The 15,683-nt window shown below is 67.4% G+C and carries 15 protein-coding genes and 1 pseudogene; 8 read left to right on the top strand and 8 right to left on the bottom strand.

What is annotated here, in order from left to right; all coding sequences use genetic code 11:
• Positions 1 to 5: 5 nt before the first annotated feature.
• A pseudogene (locus AB6807_RS21150) lies at positions 6 to 1,003 on the bottom strand (DUF1852 domain-containing protein).
• 47 nt (positions 1,004 to 1,050) lie between these two features.
• A complete protein-coding gene (msuE, locus tag AB6807_RS21145) occupies positions 1,051 to 1,644 on the bottom strand; it encodes an FMN reductase (RefSeq protein ID WP_371086119.1) in 594 nt (197 codons plus the stop codon).
• 128 nt (positions 1,645 to 1,772) lie between these two features.
• On the opposite strand from msuE, the gene AB6807_RS21140 reads away from it, so the two are divergent.
• Positions 1,773 to 2,684 carry a LysR family transcriptional regulator gene (locus tag AB6807_RS21140; RefSeq protein ID WP_371086118.1) on the top strand — a complete coding sequence of 304 codons (912 nt, stop codon included), beginning with the start codon at positions 1,773 to 1,775 and terminating at the stop codon, positions 2,682 to 2,684.
• Between the two features lie 72 nt (positions 2,685 to 2,756).
• Here AB6807_RS21140 and AB6807_RS21135 read toward each other — a convergent pair whose 3' ends face one another.
• The 3 genes from AB6807_RS21135 to AB6807_RS21125 all read right to left on the bottom strand — a co-directional run bounded on the left by AB6807_RS21135 (position 2,757) and on the right by AB6807_RS21125 (position 5,146).
• Positions 2,757 to 3,026 carry a hypothetical protein gene (locus tag AB6807_RS21135; RefSeq protein WP_371086117.1) on the bottom strand — a complete coding sequence of 90 codons (270 nt, stop codon included), beginning with the start codon at positions 3,024 to 3,026 and terminating at the stop codon, positions 2,757 to 2,759.
• 187 nt (positions 3,027 to 3,213) lie between these two features.
• Entirely contained in the window at positions 3,214 to 3,591 is a 378-nt protein-coding gene (locus AB6807_RS21130) for a DUF3253 domain-containing protein (protein ID WP_371086116.1), read from the bottom strand.
• A gap of 10 nt (positions 3,592 to 3,601) precedes the next feature.
• The gene (locus AB6807_RS21125; protein WP_371086115.1) at positions 3,602 to 5,146 is read right to left on the bottom strand and encodes a cryptochrome/photolyase family protein; all 1,545 of its coding nucleotides are present in this window, start codon (positions 5,144 to 5,146) and stop codon (positions 3,602 to 3,604) included.
• Between the two features lie 225 nt (positions 5,147 to 5,371).
• Between AB6807_RS21125 and AB6807_RS21120 the strand changes: the two genes are divergently transcribed.
• From AB6807_RS21120 to AB6807_RS21100, 5 genes are all read left to right on the top strand, one after another.
• Positions 5,372 to 6,418 (top strand): cyclopropane-fatty-acyl-phospholipid synthase family protein, encoded by a 1,047-nt coding sequence (locus AB6807_RS21120; protein ID WP_286515359.1) that lies wholly within the window; start codon positions 5,372 to 5,374, stop codon positions 6,416 to 6,418.
• Entirely contained in the window at positions 6,415 to 7,206 is a 792-nt protein-coding gene (locus AB6807_RS21115) for a DUF1295 domain-containing protein (RefSeq protein WP_371086114.1), read from the top strand. The genes AB6807_RS21120 and AB6807_RS21115 overlap by 4 nt, the downstream gene beginning before the upstream one ends.
• Positions 7,203 to 7,874 carry a DUF6134 family protein gene (locus AB6807_RS21110; RefSeq protein ID WP_371086113.1) on the top strand — a complete coding sequence of 224 codons (672 nt, stop codon included), beginning with the start codon at positions 7,203 to 7,205 and terminating at the stop codon, positions 7,872 to 7,874. Before AB6807_RS21115 ends, AB6807_RS21110 begins: the two co-directional genes overlap by 4 nt.
• Before the next feature lie 157 nt (positions 7,875 to 8,031).
• A complete protein-coding gene (locus AB6807_RS21105) occupies positions 8,032 to 8,487 on the top strand; it encodes a hypothetical protein (protein ID WP_286515362.1) in 456 nt (151 codons plus the stop codon).
• Positions 8,488 to 8,500: 13 nt separating this feature from the next.
• Complete coding sequence (locus AB6807_RS21100) at positions 8,501 to 9,514, top strand: alpha/beta fold hydrolase (RefSeq protein WP_371086167.1); 1,014 nt, start codon at positions 8,501 to 8,503, stop codon at positions 9,512 to 9,514.
• 7 nt (positions 9,515 to 9,521) lie between these two features.
• Here the strand turns inward: AB6807_RS21100 and AB6807_RS21095 are convergent, their stop codons facing one another.
• On the bottom strand, positions 9,522 to 9,974 hold the full coding sequence (locus AB6807_RS21095; RefSeq protein WP_371086112.1) for a hypothetical protein: 453 nt from the start codon (positions 9,972 to 9,974) through the stop codon (positions 9,522 to 9,524).
• Positions 9,975 to 10,169: 195 nt separating this feature from the next.
• Positions 10,170 to 10,952 (bottom strand): exodeoxyribonuclease III, encoded by a 783-nt coding sequence (locus AB6807_RS21090; protein ID WP_116911145.1) that lies wholly within the window; start codon positions 10,950 to 10,952, stop codon positions 10,170 to 10,172.
• Between the two features lie 119 nt (positions 10,953 to 11,071).
• Between AB6807_RS21090 and AB6807_RS21085 the strand changes: the two genes are divergently transcribed.
• Both AB6807_RS21085 and AB6807_RS21080 read left to right on the top strand, forming a co-directional pair.
• Entirely contained in the window at positions 11,072 to 12,148 is a 1,077-nt protein-coding gene (locus AB6807_RS21085; protein WP_371086111.1) for an ATP-dependent DNA ligase, read from the top strand.
• 462 nt (positions 12,149 to 12,610) lie between these two features.
• On the top strand, positions 12,611 to 15,316 hold the full coding sequence (locus AB6807_RS21080; RefSeq protein WP_371086110.1) for an ImpA family metalloprotease: 2,706 nt from the start codon (positions 12,611 to 12,613) through the stop codon (positions 15,314 to 15,316).
• 13 nt (positions 15,317 to 15,329) lie between these two features.
• Here AB6807_RS21080 and AB6807_RS21075 read toward each other — a convergent pair whose 3' ends face one another.
• Positions 15,330 to 15,659 (bottom strand): hypothetical protein, encoded by a 330-nt coding sequence (locus AB6807_RS21075; protein ID WP_371086109.1) that lies wholly within the window; start codon positions 15,657 to 15,659, stop codon positions 15,330 to 15,332.
• Positions 15,660 to 15,683 lie beyond the last annotated feature (24 nt).

Raw genomic sequence — 15,683 nt, 5'->3', positions numbered from 1 at the left:
AAAGCTCAGATCGCGAAATCGGCAACCCACCGTTCAAGAACGTTCTTGTAGGGCTTGATGAAATGCTCCTCCGCGAACTTGCCTTGCTTCACGGCCAGCTGGCCGCGCTCTTCCCGGTCGTAGACGATCTGCGTCAGCGAGTAGTCCTGATTCTTCAGGTTCGGTCGATAGAGGTTTCCCGCCGCTGAATTGGCGTTGTAGATCTCGGGGCGGTAAATGCGCTGAAAGGTTTCCATCGTGCTGATGGTGCCGATCAACTCCAGGTTGGTGTAGTCGCCAGCAGGTCGCCGCGAAAGTAGAAAGCCAATGGCGCAACGCCGTTCGGAGGCATGAAGAAGCGAACCTGCATGCCCATCTTCGCGAAGTACTGGTCGGTCGAGGACAGTTCGTTCTGCTGGTACTCGACACCCAGCACCGGGTGCCGGTTTCCGGTTCGCTGATAGGTCTTGCTGGTCGAGGCGCTGATGCAGATGACCGGCGGTTTGCCGAAACGCTCCTTGTAGACGCTCGAATTGGCGAATTGCTGGAAGAGCTTTCCATGCAGGTCGCCGAAGTCGTCCGGGGTGCTGAATTCCGCGCGATGGGCGTTGTATTCCGGCAGCAGCACGCTGAAGTCGTAGTCGCGCACGTAAGACGAGAAATTGTTCCCCGCGATGCCGTCGATGCGCTTGTTCGTCTTCTTGTCGAGGATGCAGGTTTTCAGTATCTCGATCAGCGGGAATGCGGTGTTGCGGGTCTCGGCATCACTGTTCTCGGCATCGATGCTCATCTCGACGGAGATGATTTCGAGCTCGACGGCATAGCGGTCTCCCGCCGGGTTGTCCCAATACGCCAGGTCATTGAAGCGGTTGTCGATCATCTTCAACGTGTTGCGCAGGTTCTGCTGCCGGCTCTGTCCCCGGGCCAGGTTCGCGAAGTTGGTGGTGATGCGCGTGCTGTCCGATGGTTGGTAGTTCTCATCGAAAAGAATGCTCTTGAGGTTGAAGCTGAGTTCGTTGTTCATTGCGATCTGGTGACCTGATTTTTTTGAGAGAGAAGACGGTTCTTGTTTCAGGCCTCGACCACGTCATTGACCACTTCCGTGGCCAAGGCGCTCTTGGCGTGGCGCGCCAGTTCGATCAACGGGAGTGCCCGTTGCACCGCGAGTTGAGCCCGCGCGATGAGGGCCTGGTTTTGCAGGCGGTGATCGACGAAATCCGTGTCGGTCGCGTAGACGCCCAGCGGCAACGTGCGCGCCTGGAAAAAGCTGAAGAGCGGTCGCAACTGATGGTCGATGACCAGGGCATGGCGCTCGCTGCCACCGGTGGCAGCCAGCAGCACAGGCTTGTCGATCAGGGCGTCCTGATGAATGAAGTCGAAGAAGTGCTTGAACAGCCCCGTGTAGGAGCCGCGGAAAACCGGCGTTGCCACCACCAAGACGTCGGCTTGCTCGACCGCCGCAAGTTCGCGTTCCACCGCGTCGGGCAGGTGGCTGCGCCAGACCGCACCGGCAAGCCGCGGCGCGAGCTGGCCCAGTTCGACCAGGCGCTGTTCGCACGGCACTTCGTCGGCGATCAGGTCCATCAGGTATTCAGCCAGGGCTGCTGACCTGGAAGGGCGTTGCAGCCCGCCGGAAACTGCGACGAGACGGAGGGGGCGTGTCATTTTTTCTTTCATCTGTTCCAGGGCCGCTCCTAGGAAGGCAAACGACCAATGGAGACGGATGGTATGGAGGGGGGGTCGATGAAGTAAAATGGTTTTATTTCACCAATCCATGAGCGGAATTCATTCGAATGCTTGAGCGCATCCACCTCAGCATCGTCCAGCAGGTCGAAAAGCAGGGGTCGTTGACGGCCGCCGCGGGCGTGCTGAACCTGACCCAGTCGGCCCTGAGCCACAGCATGAAGAAGCTGGAGCTGCAGCTGGGCACCGACATCTGGCTGCGCGAAGGCCGCAGCCTGCGCCTGACGCAGGCCGGCCAGTACCTGCTGGCGGTGGCGAACCGCGTGCTGCCGCAGTTGGACCTGGCCGAAGAGCGGCTGGGCCAGTTCGCGCAGGGCGAGCGCGGCGCGCTGCGCATCGGCATGGAGTGCCACCCGTGCTACCAGTGGCTGCTCAAGGTGGTTTCACCCTACCTGGCCGCGTGGCCCGACGTGGATGTGGACGTGAAGCAGAAATTTCAGTTCGGCGGCATCGGCGCGCTCTTCGGCTACGAGATCGACCTGCTGGTCACGCCCGACCCGCTCTACAAGCCGGGCCTGAAGTTCGAGCCCGTGTTCGACTACGAGCAGGTGCTGGTGGTGGCCAAGGGCCATCCGCTGGCTTCGGCGGCGTACGTGAAGCCGCAGCAGCTGACCCAGGAAGTGCTCATCAGCTACCCCGTGGACGTCGAGCGACTGGACATCTACAACCAGTTCCTGTTGCCGGCCGGTGTCACGCCCAAGCGCCACAAAGCCATCGAGACCACCGACATCATGTTGCAGATGGTGGCCAGCGGGCGCGGCGTGGCGGCCCTGCCGCGCTGGCTGGTCGAAGAGTACGCGGGCAGGATGGACGTGGTGCCTGTGCGGCTGGGCATGCGCGGCATCGCGAAGCAGATCTTTCTTGGGGCGCGCGAGACGGACACCGCCATCGATTACGTGCGGGCTTTCATCGAACTGGCGCGCCAGCCAGCTGCCGCGATAGCGCAAGGCGCCAAGGGGTGAACGCCGCGCTTGCGGGGAACTGGGCTGTGCCTGCTTGCCGACACGCCAGCACACGCCCGCAAGAACGCCTTGCTAGAAGTGAAAAGCCGGATCGGTCAGCAGAACCGATACCACCAGCAGACCTATCCCGCCTACAACAATGAGCATTCGGACCCACATGGCGCCATGAACAGCCAGGCTCGGGACCTGGGAGGCAAACGTTCTCAGTTGGTCTCCCAACGGATGTCCCCTTGGAAGAATCGCGGCGACCAACAGCGACCCAACGATCGCCAGCACTGCAAACAGTGCGAGCACGGCCACTGCACAGCCAAATGCCATCAAGAAGGCTTGCTTCGCCGCCATTCGTCATCGTCCTTCACGTTGTCACGGGGTCCGCTCATGGCGGGTTGCTGCCCTTGGTTATTGCCTGGCCATCAGCTGACGCCGGTCTCGGCTCGGGGTGCCGCACTTTAGCCGTTTACTTTCAAGGTGGAACAGACGGAAACGAACGAATTTCGGCTTGAGTGAGACAGTGGTTCGAGCCACCGATCTATCTGCGCTCAAGTGAGTAACTTCGGAAAAATGGGGCACTCCATCCATCCGGCAACTCGGTGCCTGATCCGCAAAAAAGCGCCGTGAACCACACGCTACTTCGCCCGACGCAAACGAACCGGCCCCCTCGCGAAGTCGCGTCGACTTCTTCCGCACCCCGCGTCACCCGCAACGCGCCCTTGGCCGCCAACGCCGCGGCCACGCGGCGCACTTCGGGCATCAGCTTGCGCCAGGCGTGCTCATCGCCGGCCAGCGCCCGCGCAACCTCCGAGGGGCAAATGGACGAGTCCGCGTCCCGCTGGCCCAGCAAGCCAAAAACCATCCGCTCGATCGCTTCATCCGTCACGGGCTCAGGAACAGGCACGTCAGCGCTCATCGACAGCCCCCTAGAGCAATTCCGGCCGCTCGCGCATCGCAGCCGCGGTGCCCTTGATCGCCGCCAGTTCGTCCGCGCCGAACCGCCGCAGGTTCCGCGTCATCATCACCGTGCGCGGGTTGTTCTCCAGCATGGCTTCATGCCGCGCCACGAAGTCCCAGTACATCACCGTCATCGGGCAAGCGCCTTCGCCGCTGCGCGTGCCGGGCTTGTACCGGCAGCCGTCGCAGTAGTTGCTCATGCGCCGTATGTAGGCGCCGCCCGCGGCATAAGGCTTGGTCACGAAGCGCGCGCCGTCCGCGTACAGCGACATGCCCACGGTGTTCGGCAGCTCGACCCATTCCACCGCGTCGACATACACCGACAGGTACCACGCATGCACCTGCGCCGGCGCAACGCCGAAGGTGAGCGCGAAGTTGCCGGTGACCATCAGCCGCTGGATGTGGTGCGCGTAGCCCGTTCGCAAGGTCTGGCCGATGGCCTGGCGCATGCAGTTCATGCCGACCTGGCCGGTCCAGTACCAGTCGGGCAGCTTCTCGTGCTGCTTCAGTGCGTTGGCTTCGAGCAGCTTCGGCATGCGCCACCAGTACACGCCGCGCATGAACTCGCGCCACCCGAGGATCTGCCGCACGAAGCCTTCCACCGATTCGATCGGCACGGCGCCGGCGCGCCACTGCGCCACGGCTGCGTCGATCACCTCGCGCGGGTCGAGCAGCTTGAGGTTCAGCGACGACGACAGCAGCCCGTGGTACAGGAAGGGCTCGTCGGTCCACATGGCGTCCTGGAAGCGGCCGAAGTCCTGCAGCCGGAAGGCGACGAAGTCGTTCAGCGCGACCAGCGCCTGCTCGCGCGTCACCGGCCAGTCGAACGCGGCGGCGCTGCCGTAGTGCTCGCCGAAGTGCGCCTCCACGTCGGCCAGCACCTCGCGCGTGAGGGCGTCGGGCGGGAACGAGGGCGGCGCGGGCAGCATGCCCGGTCCCTCGCGGCCGAAGGCGCCGCGGTTGTCGTGGTCGAAGTTCCACTGCCCGCCTTCGGGCTGGCCGCGGTCGTCCAGCAGCACGCGGTGCTTCACGCGCATCTGCCGGTAGAAAGTCTCCATGACCAGGCGGCGCTTGCCCTGCGCGTGCTCGGCGAATTCGGCGCGCGAGGCCATGAAGTGCAGGTCGTCCCGCACGGCGAGCCGCACGCCGGCGGCGGTGCATGCCTGGCAGGCTTGGGCGATGGCCTGCTCCAGGCGCCATTCGCCGGCCTCGACCATCACGACCGCGCGGGGGCGATGGCGCTGCAGTGCGTCGGTCAAGGCGTCCGCGAGCGAGTCGAAGCCGTGGGTGCCCAGCTTCAGGTAGTCCAGGGGCATGCCGCGCGCGGTGAGCGCCTCGGCAAAGTGGCGCATCGCCGAGAGGAACAGGGCCGTGCGCATCTTGGTGCTGGGCACGTGCGTGGATTCCTGCGGCACCTCGGCCATCCACACGCGGTCTTGCGCGGCGTCGAAGCCTTCGAAGGCGACGCTGGCAAGGCTCAGCTGGTCGCCCAGCACCACCACCAGATTGCGCATGAGCGGGCATGAGTGAAATTGCGGGACGCCAGCATAGGCGCAGAGCGCCGCCGGGGGCGCGAAGCGGGCGCCAAAGCCCTGACAAACCCCTGAATTCGGCCGGAACGGAGCATTCCGCAACCGGAGCCGGGCGTCCACAATGGCCCGGGCTCATCCAAAACCCATCCCGCCGCGTACAGGTGCCTGTGGCACGCGCATCGACGTGCCCCAACGAGGAAAACCGACATGCCGCAAGACATTTCTTTTGCCATTCGCTGGGTCGAGAAGGGCCTGGTGCCCGACACGGTCGTGCGCAGCGGCATCCGACGCCTGCTGAAGGACCGCCTCCACGAGCTGCAGGCCGGCAACGCGCTGGCCGTGGCCGACCTGACGCAGGATTTCGTCGCCCGCATGGGCAAGGCCAACCTGGCGCCGCTGCCCGAGAAGGCCAACGAACAGCATTACGAGGTGCCGGCCGCATTCTTCGGCGAAGTGCTGGGCAACCACCGCAAATACAGCAGCTGCTACTGGCCCGAAGGCACTAAGACGCTGGAAGAGGCCGAGTCCGCCGCGCTGGCCGCGACCTGCGAGCGCGCCGGCCTGCTCGACGGGCAGGACGTGATGGAGCTGGGCTGCGGCTGGGGCTCGCTCACGCTGTGGATGGCCGCGCACTACCCCCGCAGCCGGATCACGGCGCTGTCCAACTCCAATTCGCAGCGCGAATACATCGAGGCGCAGGCGGCGCTGCGGGGCCTGCGCAATGTGCGCGTGCTGACGCGCGACATCAACGTGTTCGACACCGACGAGCGCTTCGACCGCGTGGTGTCCGTCGAGATGTTCGAGCACCTGCGCAACTGGCCGCAGGCCTTCGCCAACGTGGCGCGCTGGCTCAAGCCGGGCGGCAGGTTCTTCATGCACGTGTTCGCGCACAAGGAGGCGCCGTACCCCTTCGAGGTGCGCGACCCCAGCGACTGGATGAGCAAGTACTTCTTCTCCGGCGGCATGATGCCCAGCGACGACCTGGCCCTGCACTGCCAGGACGACCTGCGGCTGCTGCGCCGCTGGCGCTGGGAAGGCAGCCACTACCAGCGCACGGCCGAGGCCTGGCTGCGCAACATGGACGAGCGCCGCGACACGCTGCGCCCGCTGTTCCAGGCCACCTACGGGGCGGAGGCCAACATCTGGTGGACGCGCTGGCGGCTGTTCTTCATGTCGGTGGCGGAGCTGTTCGGTTTCGACCAGGGCCAGCGCTGGTGGGTGAGCCACTACCTGTTCGAGCGCCGCGCGGCATGACGGGGGTCGCACTTGCAGGCCTGGCCCTGACGGCATTGCTGGCGCTGCTGACCTGGGTGGCCAGCCTGGTGAGGCACGACGCGAGCCTCATCGACCGCATGTGGCCGGTGTGCATCGTGGGCGCGGGCATCGTCTATTTCGCGCTCTTGCCGGTGCAGACGGTGCGCGGCCTGTGCATGGCCGTGATCGGCGCGGCCTGGGCGGTGCGGCTGTGCCTGTACATCACCTGGCGCAACTGGGGCCACGGCGAAGACCGGCGCTACCAGGCGATTCGCGCGCGCAACCAGCCGAATTTCGGGTTCAGGAGCCTGTACCTGGTGTTCGCGCTGCAGGCGGTGCTGGCCTGGGTGGTGTCGGCGCCGTTCCTGCCGGGCATGGCGGCCCTGCGGCCGCTGGGCGCGCTCGACGCGCTGGGCATCGCGCTGGCGCTGTTCGGCACCTTCTTCGAGGCCGTGGGCGACGCGCAAATGGCGCGCTTCAAGGCCGACCCGTCGAGCAAGGGCCAGGTGATGGACCGCGGCCTGTGGCGCTACACGCGGCACCCCAACTACTTCGGCGAATGCTGCGTGTGGTGGGGGCTGTGGCTCGTCGCCGTCGGCGGCCCGGGGTGGGGTGGGGCGTGGAGCGTGGTGTCGCCGCTGCTCATGACCTGGCTGCTGCTGAAGGTGTCGGGCGTGCACATGCTCGAAGGCGACATCGGCGAGCGGCGCCCGGCGTACCGGGACTACATCGCGCGCACCAACGCCTTTCTGCCGGGCCCGGTGCGCAGCAACCGCAAGACGTCATGAGAGCGAACAAGCACTGGCGGCCGGCATCGGCGTTGGCACTGGCGGCGCTGGCCGCGCTCTCGAACGACGCGGCCACCGCCTCGGCCGCCGGGCCGGCCGACGGCGAATGGAATTTCCGGGTGCTGCTCGACGATTCACCCATTGGCGAGCACCGCTTCGCGCTGGCCACCGCGGGCGACGAGCGCAAGCTCACGAGCGAGGCGCGCTTCGCCGTCAAGCTGCTGGGCGTGACGGTGTACCGCTACCAGCACAACGCCACCGAGACCTGGCGCGGCGACTGCCTGAAGCGCCTGAGCTCCAAGACCGACGACGACGGCACGCCCGAGAAGGTGAACGCCGAGGCCGCCGGCGACAACGCATTGGCCGTCACCACGCCCAAGGGCACGCAATCGCTCGAAGGCTGCGTGATGAGCTTCGCGTACTGGAACCCCGCCATCCGCACGCAAGACAAGCTGCTCAATGCGCAAAGCGGCAAGTTCGAGGCGGTGCAGGTCAGCCGCGCGGGCAGCGGCACCGTCGAGGTGCGCGGCCAGCCCGTGGCCGCCACGCGCTGGCGCATTGCCACCGACGCCCAGCCCATCGACGTCTGGTATTCCGCCCAGGGCGAATGGCTGGGGCTGGACTCGACGGTGGGCGGGAACCGAAAGCTCAGTTATCGGCTCAAGTAGCCAACGGCTTGCATTTGTTTTGCATAGTTATTGCTTTGTGAAATATTTCATGGTTCCGGCCATGTAAAGCGCTGCGCCTGCCGTCGGAGACAGGCTGCATTCAGCTGTTCTGCCTATAAGCAATGACCTGCATACCTGCACTGCCGAAAGGGAAGCGATGAACGGTTCGAAATTCCAGTTGCTCGACAGCTACTTCGACGCAAGGCTGCTGGAGCCCCGGCAAGACACCGACGTGGCCGACCGCACCCGGCGGGCGCGGCGCATGGCGCAGCGCCTCAACGAACTGGCCTACCCGGTGTTCTGCGAGTTCGCCGCGTACATCGACGCCAAGCTGGGCGACGCGGCCGAGTGCTACGTCGACCGCGAGGAGGGCCTTGGCGGCCTGAACCGCGACGCGCCGCCCCACGTGGGTTTTCGCTGGGGCGCGCAGGGCGGGCGGCTCAACGAGGTGGTGTTCACCGGCAACATCGAAACAGGTGAGGTGCACGCCACCTGGCGCTGCTGGCGCAACGGCATTCCCGCGCTGGGCGACAAGACGCTCGACCCGTTCTGGTCGCCGCCGGTCGTGCATTCGATGCTGCAGGAGCTGATCTTCCAGTTTCCGCCCGTCTGACGCGGCGGTGGCCATGCGCATCGGCCTGGGCGCAGCGGTGATCGTCGGGCTGGCCGTGTTCGCGGGCTTGGTGGGTGTGGCCTATGAACAGGTCGGGCGCTTTCGCGCCGCGCGCGACTTTCCACCGCCGGGGCGCATGGTCGACATCGGCGGGCGCCGCATCCAGCTCGACTGCCGCGGCAGCGGCTCACCCACCGTGGTGTTCGAAGCGGGGCAGAGCGTGGCCGGCGCGCTCGACTGGTCGGCCGTGCAGCCGAAGGTGGCGGCGCACACGCGGGCCTGCGCGTACAGCCGCGCGGGGCTGATGTGGAGCGACCCGTCGAGCGAACCCTCCAGCGCCAAGCAGGTGGCACAAGACCTTCACGCCGCGTTGACCGCCGCCGGCGAGCGCGGGCCTTTCGTGATGGTGGGCCAGTCCATCGGCGGGCCGTACGTGGTGAGCTTCACGCGCTACTACGGTGCGCAGGTGGCGGGGCTGGTGCTGGTCGACCCTTCGCATCCCGACCAGGCGGCGCGTGTGGCGCACTACATGGTGGAAAAGCGATCGCCGCTGTCGCGCCTGTTCCTGCGGCTGGGCTGGACGGGCCTGCTGCGGGTGGCTGCGCCCCGGCTGCTGCCGCGGATGCCGCACCAGTCCGAGCAGGAGGTGGCCGCCATCCGCGCCTTCGCGCCGCTGTCGTTTCGCACGGAGCTGGCCGAAAGCGACGCCACCGAACGCACGCTGGCCGAAGCCGGCGCATTCCGAGAACTGGGTGACCGCCCGCTGGTCGTGCTCACCGCGATGGCGCCCTACACCGAGGGCGAACTGCACGGCATGAAGATCACGCCGGCGCAGGGCAAGCAGGTGCAGGCCCTGTGGAAGCAGATGCACGACGACATCGCCACATGGTCGACGCGCGGCACGCACCGGCTGCTGCCGAACGCGGGCCACGACATTCAGTTCGACGAGCCCGATGCGGTGGTCGACGCCGTGTTGTCCGTGGTGCGGCAGGTGCGCGCGCTCAGCCCCGGGCCCGCTTCACCGTGACCCCGCTTCACTTCACCAGCCGGCACTGAACGAGCTTGGGCGAGGGCACCAGCGCGCTGGCCTGAAAGCCTTCGTTCAGGCATTCGAACACCAGGCTCGACGAGAGCTGGAACGGCGTCATCTTCTGGCCGGTGAATTTCGATTTCAAGGCCTCCTGGTCGCTCACCGCGAAGTGGGTGTCGAACTGCGCGCCGTCGTCGGTCACCGCGCCGAAATAGGTGGTGCCCGCGTCGCTGCCCATGCGCATCACGCGGCCGCTGAACGCCAGGCGCTTTTGCGTGTATTTGCTCGCGGCCTGCTGCGGGTCGGCCTTGTAGGCCGCGACGACCGCGTTGTAGCTCTGTACCGGCGCGGCCTCGTCGGCCTGTGCGCCGGCGTGCCAAAAGGCGGCCGCGACCAGCAGCGGAAACGCGGGAACGAAGGCAGCGAGGCTGCCGGCTTTTTTCTGGATGGGATGCATGGGATTCGCCCTGGATTTTTCTGGATGCGGCGCCGCGGACTGCCACGGTTTTCACGCGGAAGACGGCGCCTTCGTGCCTTGTCGGCCGGGCGAATATACAAGCGTGCAAATGGTGAAAAGGGTGAAACTTTTCGCTGACCGCGTGTTGGCGCGCAGCGCCGGCAGCGCTTTCCAGTCGAGCTTTCCCTTCAAGCTTCAGGCCGTCGGCACGTCCAGTTCCACCCATGTCGGCGCGTGGTCGCTCGCACCGGTGCGCCCGCGCACGTCGCGGTCCACGCCGGCATTGCGCAGCATGGGCGCGAGCTCGGCGTTCAGCATCAGGTGGTCGATGCGCAGCCCGGCGTCGCGCGGAAAGCGGTTGCGCCAGTAGGTCCAGAAGGTGAAGGGCACGCGGCCGGGGTGGCAGGCGCGCACGGCGTCGGTCCAGCCCTGTTTCGACAGTTGCGCGAAGGCTGCGCGGCTCTCGGGTTGCAGCAGCGCGTCGTCGCGCCACGACGCGGGGTTGTAGATGTCGGCGTCGGTGGGCACCACGTTGTAGTCGCCGGCCAGCACCACGGGCAGGCCGCATGCGAAGAGCTTCTTCGCGTGCTTGTTGAAGGCCTCGAACCACTGCAGCTTGTAGTCGAACTTGGGGCCCGGCTGCGGGTTGCCGTTGGGCAGGTAGAGGCAGCCGACCAGCACGCCGCCGACCGTCGCCTCGAGGTAGCGGCTCTGCGGGTCGGCTTCCATGCCGGGCAGGCCGCGGCCGGTTTCTATGGGCTCGCGCCCGCGCGCCAGGATGGCGACGCCGTTCCACGACCGCTGCCCGTGCGCGACGATGCCGTAGCCGGCCGAGTGGATCGCATCGATGGGGAGCTTGTCGTTCGGCGACTTCAGCTCCTGCAGGCAGGCGACGTCGGGCTTCGACTCGGCGAGCCATTCGAGCAGGCGCTCCAGCCGGCTGTTGATGCCGTTGACGTTGAAGGTGGCGATCTTCATCACATGCGCAATGCAGGGACCGGAACCGGAAGCCGGACCGGAAGCAGTGGAAAAAGGATGTCGCCATCTTCCGGCCTTCGCCTTCCCGCCGCGCGTCGGACAACGCATCTTCTTGGCCGATGAAAACCCCCCGGACGATCCTGCCGATGCTGGCCAAGGTGGCCGAGCGGCTGCCCGACAGCGGCGACTTCCTGTTCGAGCCGAAGTGGGACGGCTTCAGGGCCATCGTGTTCCACGACGCGGGCGGCGTGCGCATCCAGAGCCGCGATGCCAAGCCGCTGGACCGCTACTTTCCGGACCTGCACGCGGTGTTCGCCGAATGGCTGCCGGCCGGTTGCGTGCTCGACGGCGAGATCGTCGTCGCCACGCCGTCAGGCCTGGACTTCGACGCGCTGCAGCAGCGCGTGCATCCCGCCGCCTCGCGCGTCGCGCGGCTGGCCGCCGAGACGCCGGCCGCCTTCGTGGCCTTCGACCTGCTGCGGCTCGATGGCGTCGACTGCATGGCGCGGCCGCAGGCCGAGCGCCGGATGCTGCTGGAGGCGCTGCTGGCCGAGGCGCGGCCGCCCTTGCGGCTCACGCCCATGACCACCGACCGCGCGCTCGCCGCGCGCTGGCTGCGGCACTTCGAGGGCGCCGGGCTCGACGGCGTGATGGTCAAGCCCGCCGATGCACCGTACCAGCCGGGCAAGCGGGCGATGTTCAAGGTCAAGCATGTGCGCACGGCGGACTGCGTGGTGGCGGGACTGCGCTGGCACAAGAGCACGGTCGAGGGCGGGCCCGAGGCGGTCGGCTCGCTGCTGCTGGGGCTGTACGACGACACGGGCGTGCTGCAGCACGTGGGCATGACGTCGTCGTTCGGCATGCAGGCGCGCCAGGACCTGGCGAAGGAACTGGCGCCGCTGCGCAAGCGCGCGCTGCCAGGCCATCCGTGGGTAGGCTGGGCGAGCGATGCCAACGACGATGCGCACCGCATGCCCGGAGCGCAGAGCCGCTGGAGTTCGGGCAAGGACCTGTCGTGGGTGCCGCTGCGCACCGGGCGTGTGTGCGAGGTGAAGTACGACCACCTGCAGGGCCGGCGCTTTCGCCACGGCACCACCTTCCTGCGCTGGCGCGCGGACAAGCCGCCCGCCGAATGCACCTACGCACAGCTCGAGGTGGCGCCGCCGTACGAACTGGCGCGCGTGTTCAGCGCGTAGGGTCGCTTCGTCGGCAATTTCGCAACAGCCACTGCGCGCTGCTGCGTACTTTCATTTCCATCGGCGCGGGGCATCGACGACGCCGAAGCAAATGCCGTTGGCCATCTGCAATTTTTGACATATCTTCACAAATCTGCACAAAAACGCCGACCGCCATTCGATGGCGCGAGGCCGCGCAGAGCCAACAAAAAAGCACCGGGCGGAGACGCGACAGGCACCGGTGCCAGGTCTTGAAGAGCGAGGGACTGGAGGAAATCCATCGGTGGCGCCCAGCGGCGTTTTCGCCCGCCTGGCACTGCCACGCCTGCCTCGTTCGCCCACTGGAATTTTCGAACGATGAGACTCGGTCTTCGGTATTGGAGCGCGCTGGCGCTGTGTGCTTTTCTTGCGGCGGGATGTGGTGGAGGAGGTGGCGGTGGCGGTGGTGGCGGGCAGGGCGGGGTCGCTTTCGTTCCGCCGGGCATGGCCACCGGCACCGACGCGCCGCCGGACGCTGCCCACGTGGCGGACCCCGTTCCGCTCCCGCCCGATGACGCGGTGGTGCCGCCGGTGATCGTTCCTTCTTTCTGCGCGCCCGAGATCGACAAGGCCGTGCAGACGGGCGATGCCACGGGCTTGACCGACCCCGCGCCGCTGGCGCTCTGCGCCCGCAAGACCGCGCGGCAAATCGCCGACGCGCAGCGAGATCGGGCCGCCAGCATCTACGGCAACGCGAGCAGCGAATACCAGGTCGGCCGCAGCAGCCAGCTCGTCATGCCGATCTCGGGCGAGGCGGCGCAGCCGCTGGTGGTCGGAGACAAGGGGCAGATGCTTGCCAGTCTGGCCACGCCAGCCGCGGGGCGCGCGGCGGGCTACGGCACCGATGTGCTGGCGCAGTTCGACGGCGGCAGCAACCTGGCCCATGCGCCCGTCTTCAAGCGCCTGTTGAGCTGGCTGGTGCAAGGGGATGCCGATGCCGCGCTGCCCGAGCCGCTGGTGGTCGGGCTGGCCGGCATCGACACGCGCCGCGCGGCCGCGGGCCTCGCCAAGGCGGGCGTGCGCGCCAGCAGCGCGGCCTGCGACTTCATGGCCACGCCGGGGTGCGTGCAGGGCGCGCAGTTGCTCATCGTCGGCTCCGGCGTGGCGCCGGCGCCCGATCTCGAAGCGCATGTCGGCGCCATGCTCGCGGCCGGCAAGCCCGTGCTCTACCTCCACACCAACGGATGGGCCGTGAGCGAGTCGGGGCAGCAGATGCTGGCCGGCATGGGCCTGAAGTCGGACGGCTATTCGGGCAACTACTTTTCGGAAGACTCGGTGGCCGCGGGCCGCGGCGCGTCGGTGAACCAGAAGCTGCTGGACCCGTTCGACGCCGTGCTGCCGCTACTCGGCAAGATGGCCGCGAACACATGGCGCACCGACTACGACTGGAGCGCATGCGCGGGCGACGACTGCAGCGGTGTCCCCGGCCTGAACGCCGAGCTGCTGGACCCGGCGAACAGCCTGCGCTCGCAGGTCGACACGCTGAGCGGCAACGGCCGCAGCCTGTTCGCCACGCCGAACACGCTGGTGCTGCGCCTCGCCGCGCTGTGGGCCGACGTCGTTCGGCAGCAGATCAAATACCCGCTCGACAAGGCCCGCCAGCCGCAGGCGTTCCAGCAGGCGGCGGTGGCCGACAGCCTGGTCGCGTACGCGCGCCCCGCGGGCACGGCGCAGCCGGACCTGGGCAGCTTCATGGGCAGCGGGTCGGCCGGGCTCGCGGTGTCCTCGGCCGACGAGGTCGTCGAGCTGACGCTGCCGGCGGAAAGCGGCTTCACCGCCGTCGGCCGCTTCGCCGTACCGGGCAAGGCACTCACCGCCGAAGTGCTCGACGCCGGCGGGGCCCGCGTCGCGTTGCGCCTGAACACCCAGCGCGGCGGCTCCACGCGCATGTGGACTTCGTACGACCGCCCGCGCTTCCTGGCGAGCCCGGCCATGGCGCTCACCGTGAACCGGCCGCTGCAGGTGACCAGCCCTTATGGCGGCACGCTGCAGCTCTCGTACAGCGGTGCGCAGGCCGGCGCGGTGGTGCGCCTGCGCCTGCGGGGTGTGGCGCAGCACCCCTTCCTGGACCTGACGCGCAGCGCCGATGCGCAGGCGTTCGTCGCCGCGTTGAACCAGGGGGCGTTCGACTGGGCCGAGATCAAGCTGGCCGGCGTGGAGATCCACACGCGGGTCGACAAGATGAAAGAAGCGCTGAAGGCCGGCGGCTACAGCAGCGACCTGGTCCGCTACATCTCGGAGCTGCGCACCCTGTTTTTCGAAGACGCGTACACGCTCGCGGGTTTCCGCCTCGCGGGCAAGGGCCTGCCAGCCGCGGTGCAGGCCTTCTGCACCGGCCAGCAATGGGACTGCACCAGCGACGCGTGGCACAAGGGCCCGGGCGTGCAGCACATCAACGCCGACGCGTATGCGGCCTGCGGCGCCGGCTGCTCGGGCAACCCCTACGACCAGAGCTGGGGCGTGGGGCCGCGCGGCTGGGGCGAGAGCCACGAGCTGGGGCACAACCTGCAGAAGGGCATGCTGAACGTGTACGCCGGGCGCAGCGGCGAGGTGTCGAACAACATGTTCCCGCTGCACAAGAAGTGGCGCATCTACAGGGAGCTGGGCGGGAACGACGAGGACGCCCGGGTCAACTACCGCTCGGCCTTCGACATGATCAAGGCCGCGAGCGCCGAAAGCGACAAGGTCGGCGGCGCCTACCAGCGAATCTGGGGCTCGGACGCCTACGCCGTGCAGAACGGGGAGCGCATGGCCTTCTACGTGCAGTGGGTGCATTACTGGGAAGAACGCACCGGCGACCCCGCGCGCGGGTGGGAGCTTTTCACGCTGCTGTACCTGCACCAGCGCCAGTTCGAGAAAAGCGACTGGGCCACCTACAAGGACCGCCTGGGTTACAGCACTTATGCCGACCGGCCCTCGGTCGACGGCAACGACAACCTTCTGATCACGCTGTCGTTCATCACCCGGAGAGACCAGCGCGCGATGTTCGACCTGTGGGGCGTGCGCTATACCGCCGCGGCGGCTGCCCAGGTCGACAGCTACGGGTTCGCGAAGGAAACGCCGCGCTTCTATGCCAACCGCGTCACCAACGACCACGGCACGGTCGTGCGCATCGACATGACCAGCCCGAACCCCGTCTGGCCGTTCTGAGCGACCGCGGGCTTCAGCCCAGGCTTCGGCGCTTTTCCACCGGCTCCGCGGCTGCCCGCGAGCGCAGTTCGATGAGCTGGCCCATCGCCACCGCGCGCACCGGCTCGGGCGAAGCGGTAACAGCACCGGCAACGCGCGGCTGGGCCGCGGTGCCGAGCGCGCCCCACAGGCTGGCGAAGCGCACGTCCGCCTCCTTGCGCAGCCGGGCAATCTGCTCGATGCGGGCGTCGGGGGCGCTGAAGCGGCCTCCCTGCGTTCGCTGGTAGAGCGCGTGGATGGCGGTGTAGGCGGCGCTTTCGGCGGCCATCCAGGCGGCGAGGGCAGGGTCGCGTTCTTCGGGCATGGTGTGTCTGAACGGTCAGGATAG

This window comes from Variovorax sp. RCC_210 (genome assembly GCF_041355175.1).
In the GTDB taxonomy this organism is placed as follows: Bacteria; Pseudomonadota; Gammaproteobacteria; order Burkholderiales; family Burkholderiaceae_C; genus Variovorax.
This window is presented reverse-complemented; position numbering and strand designations above follow the sequence as displayed.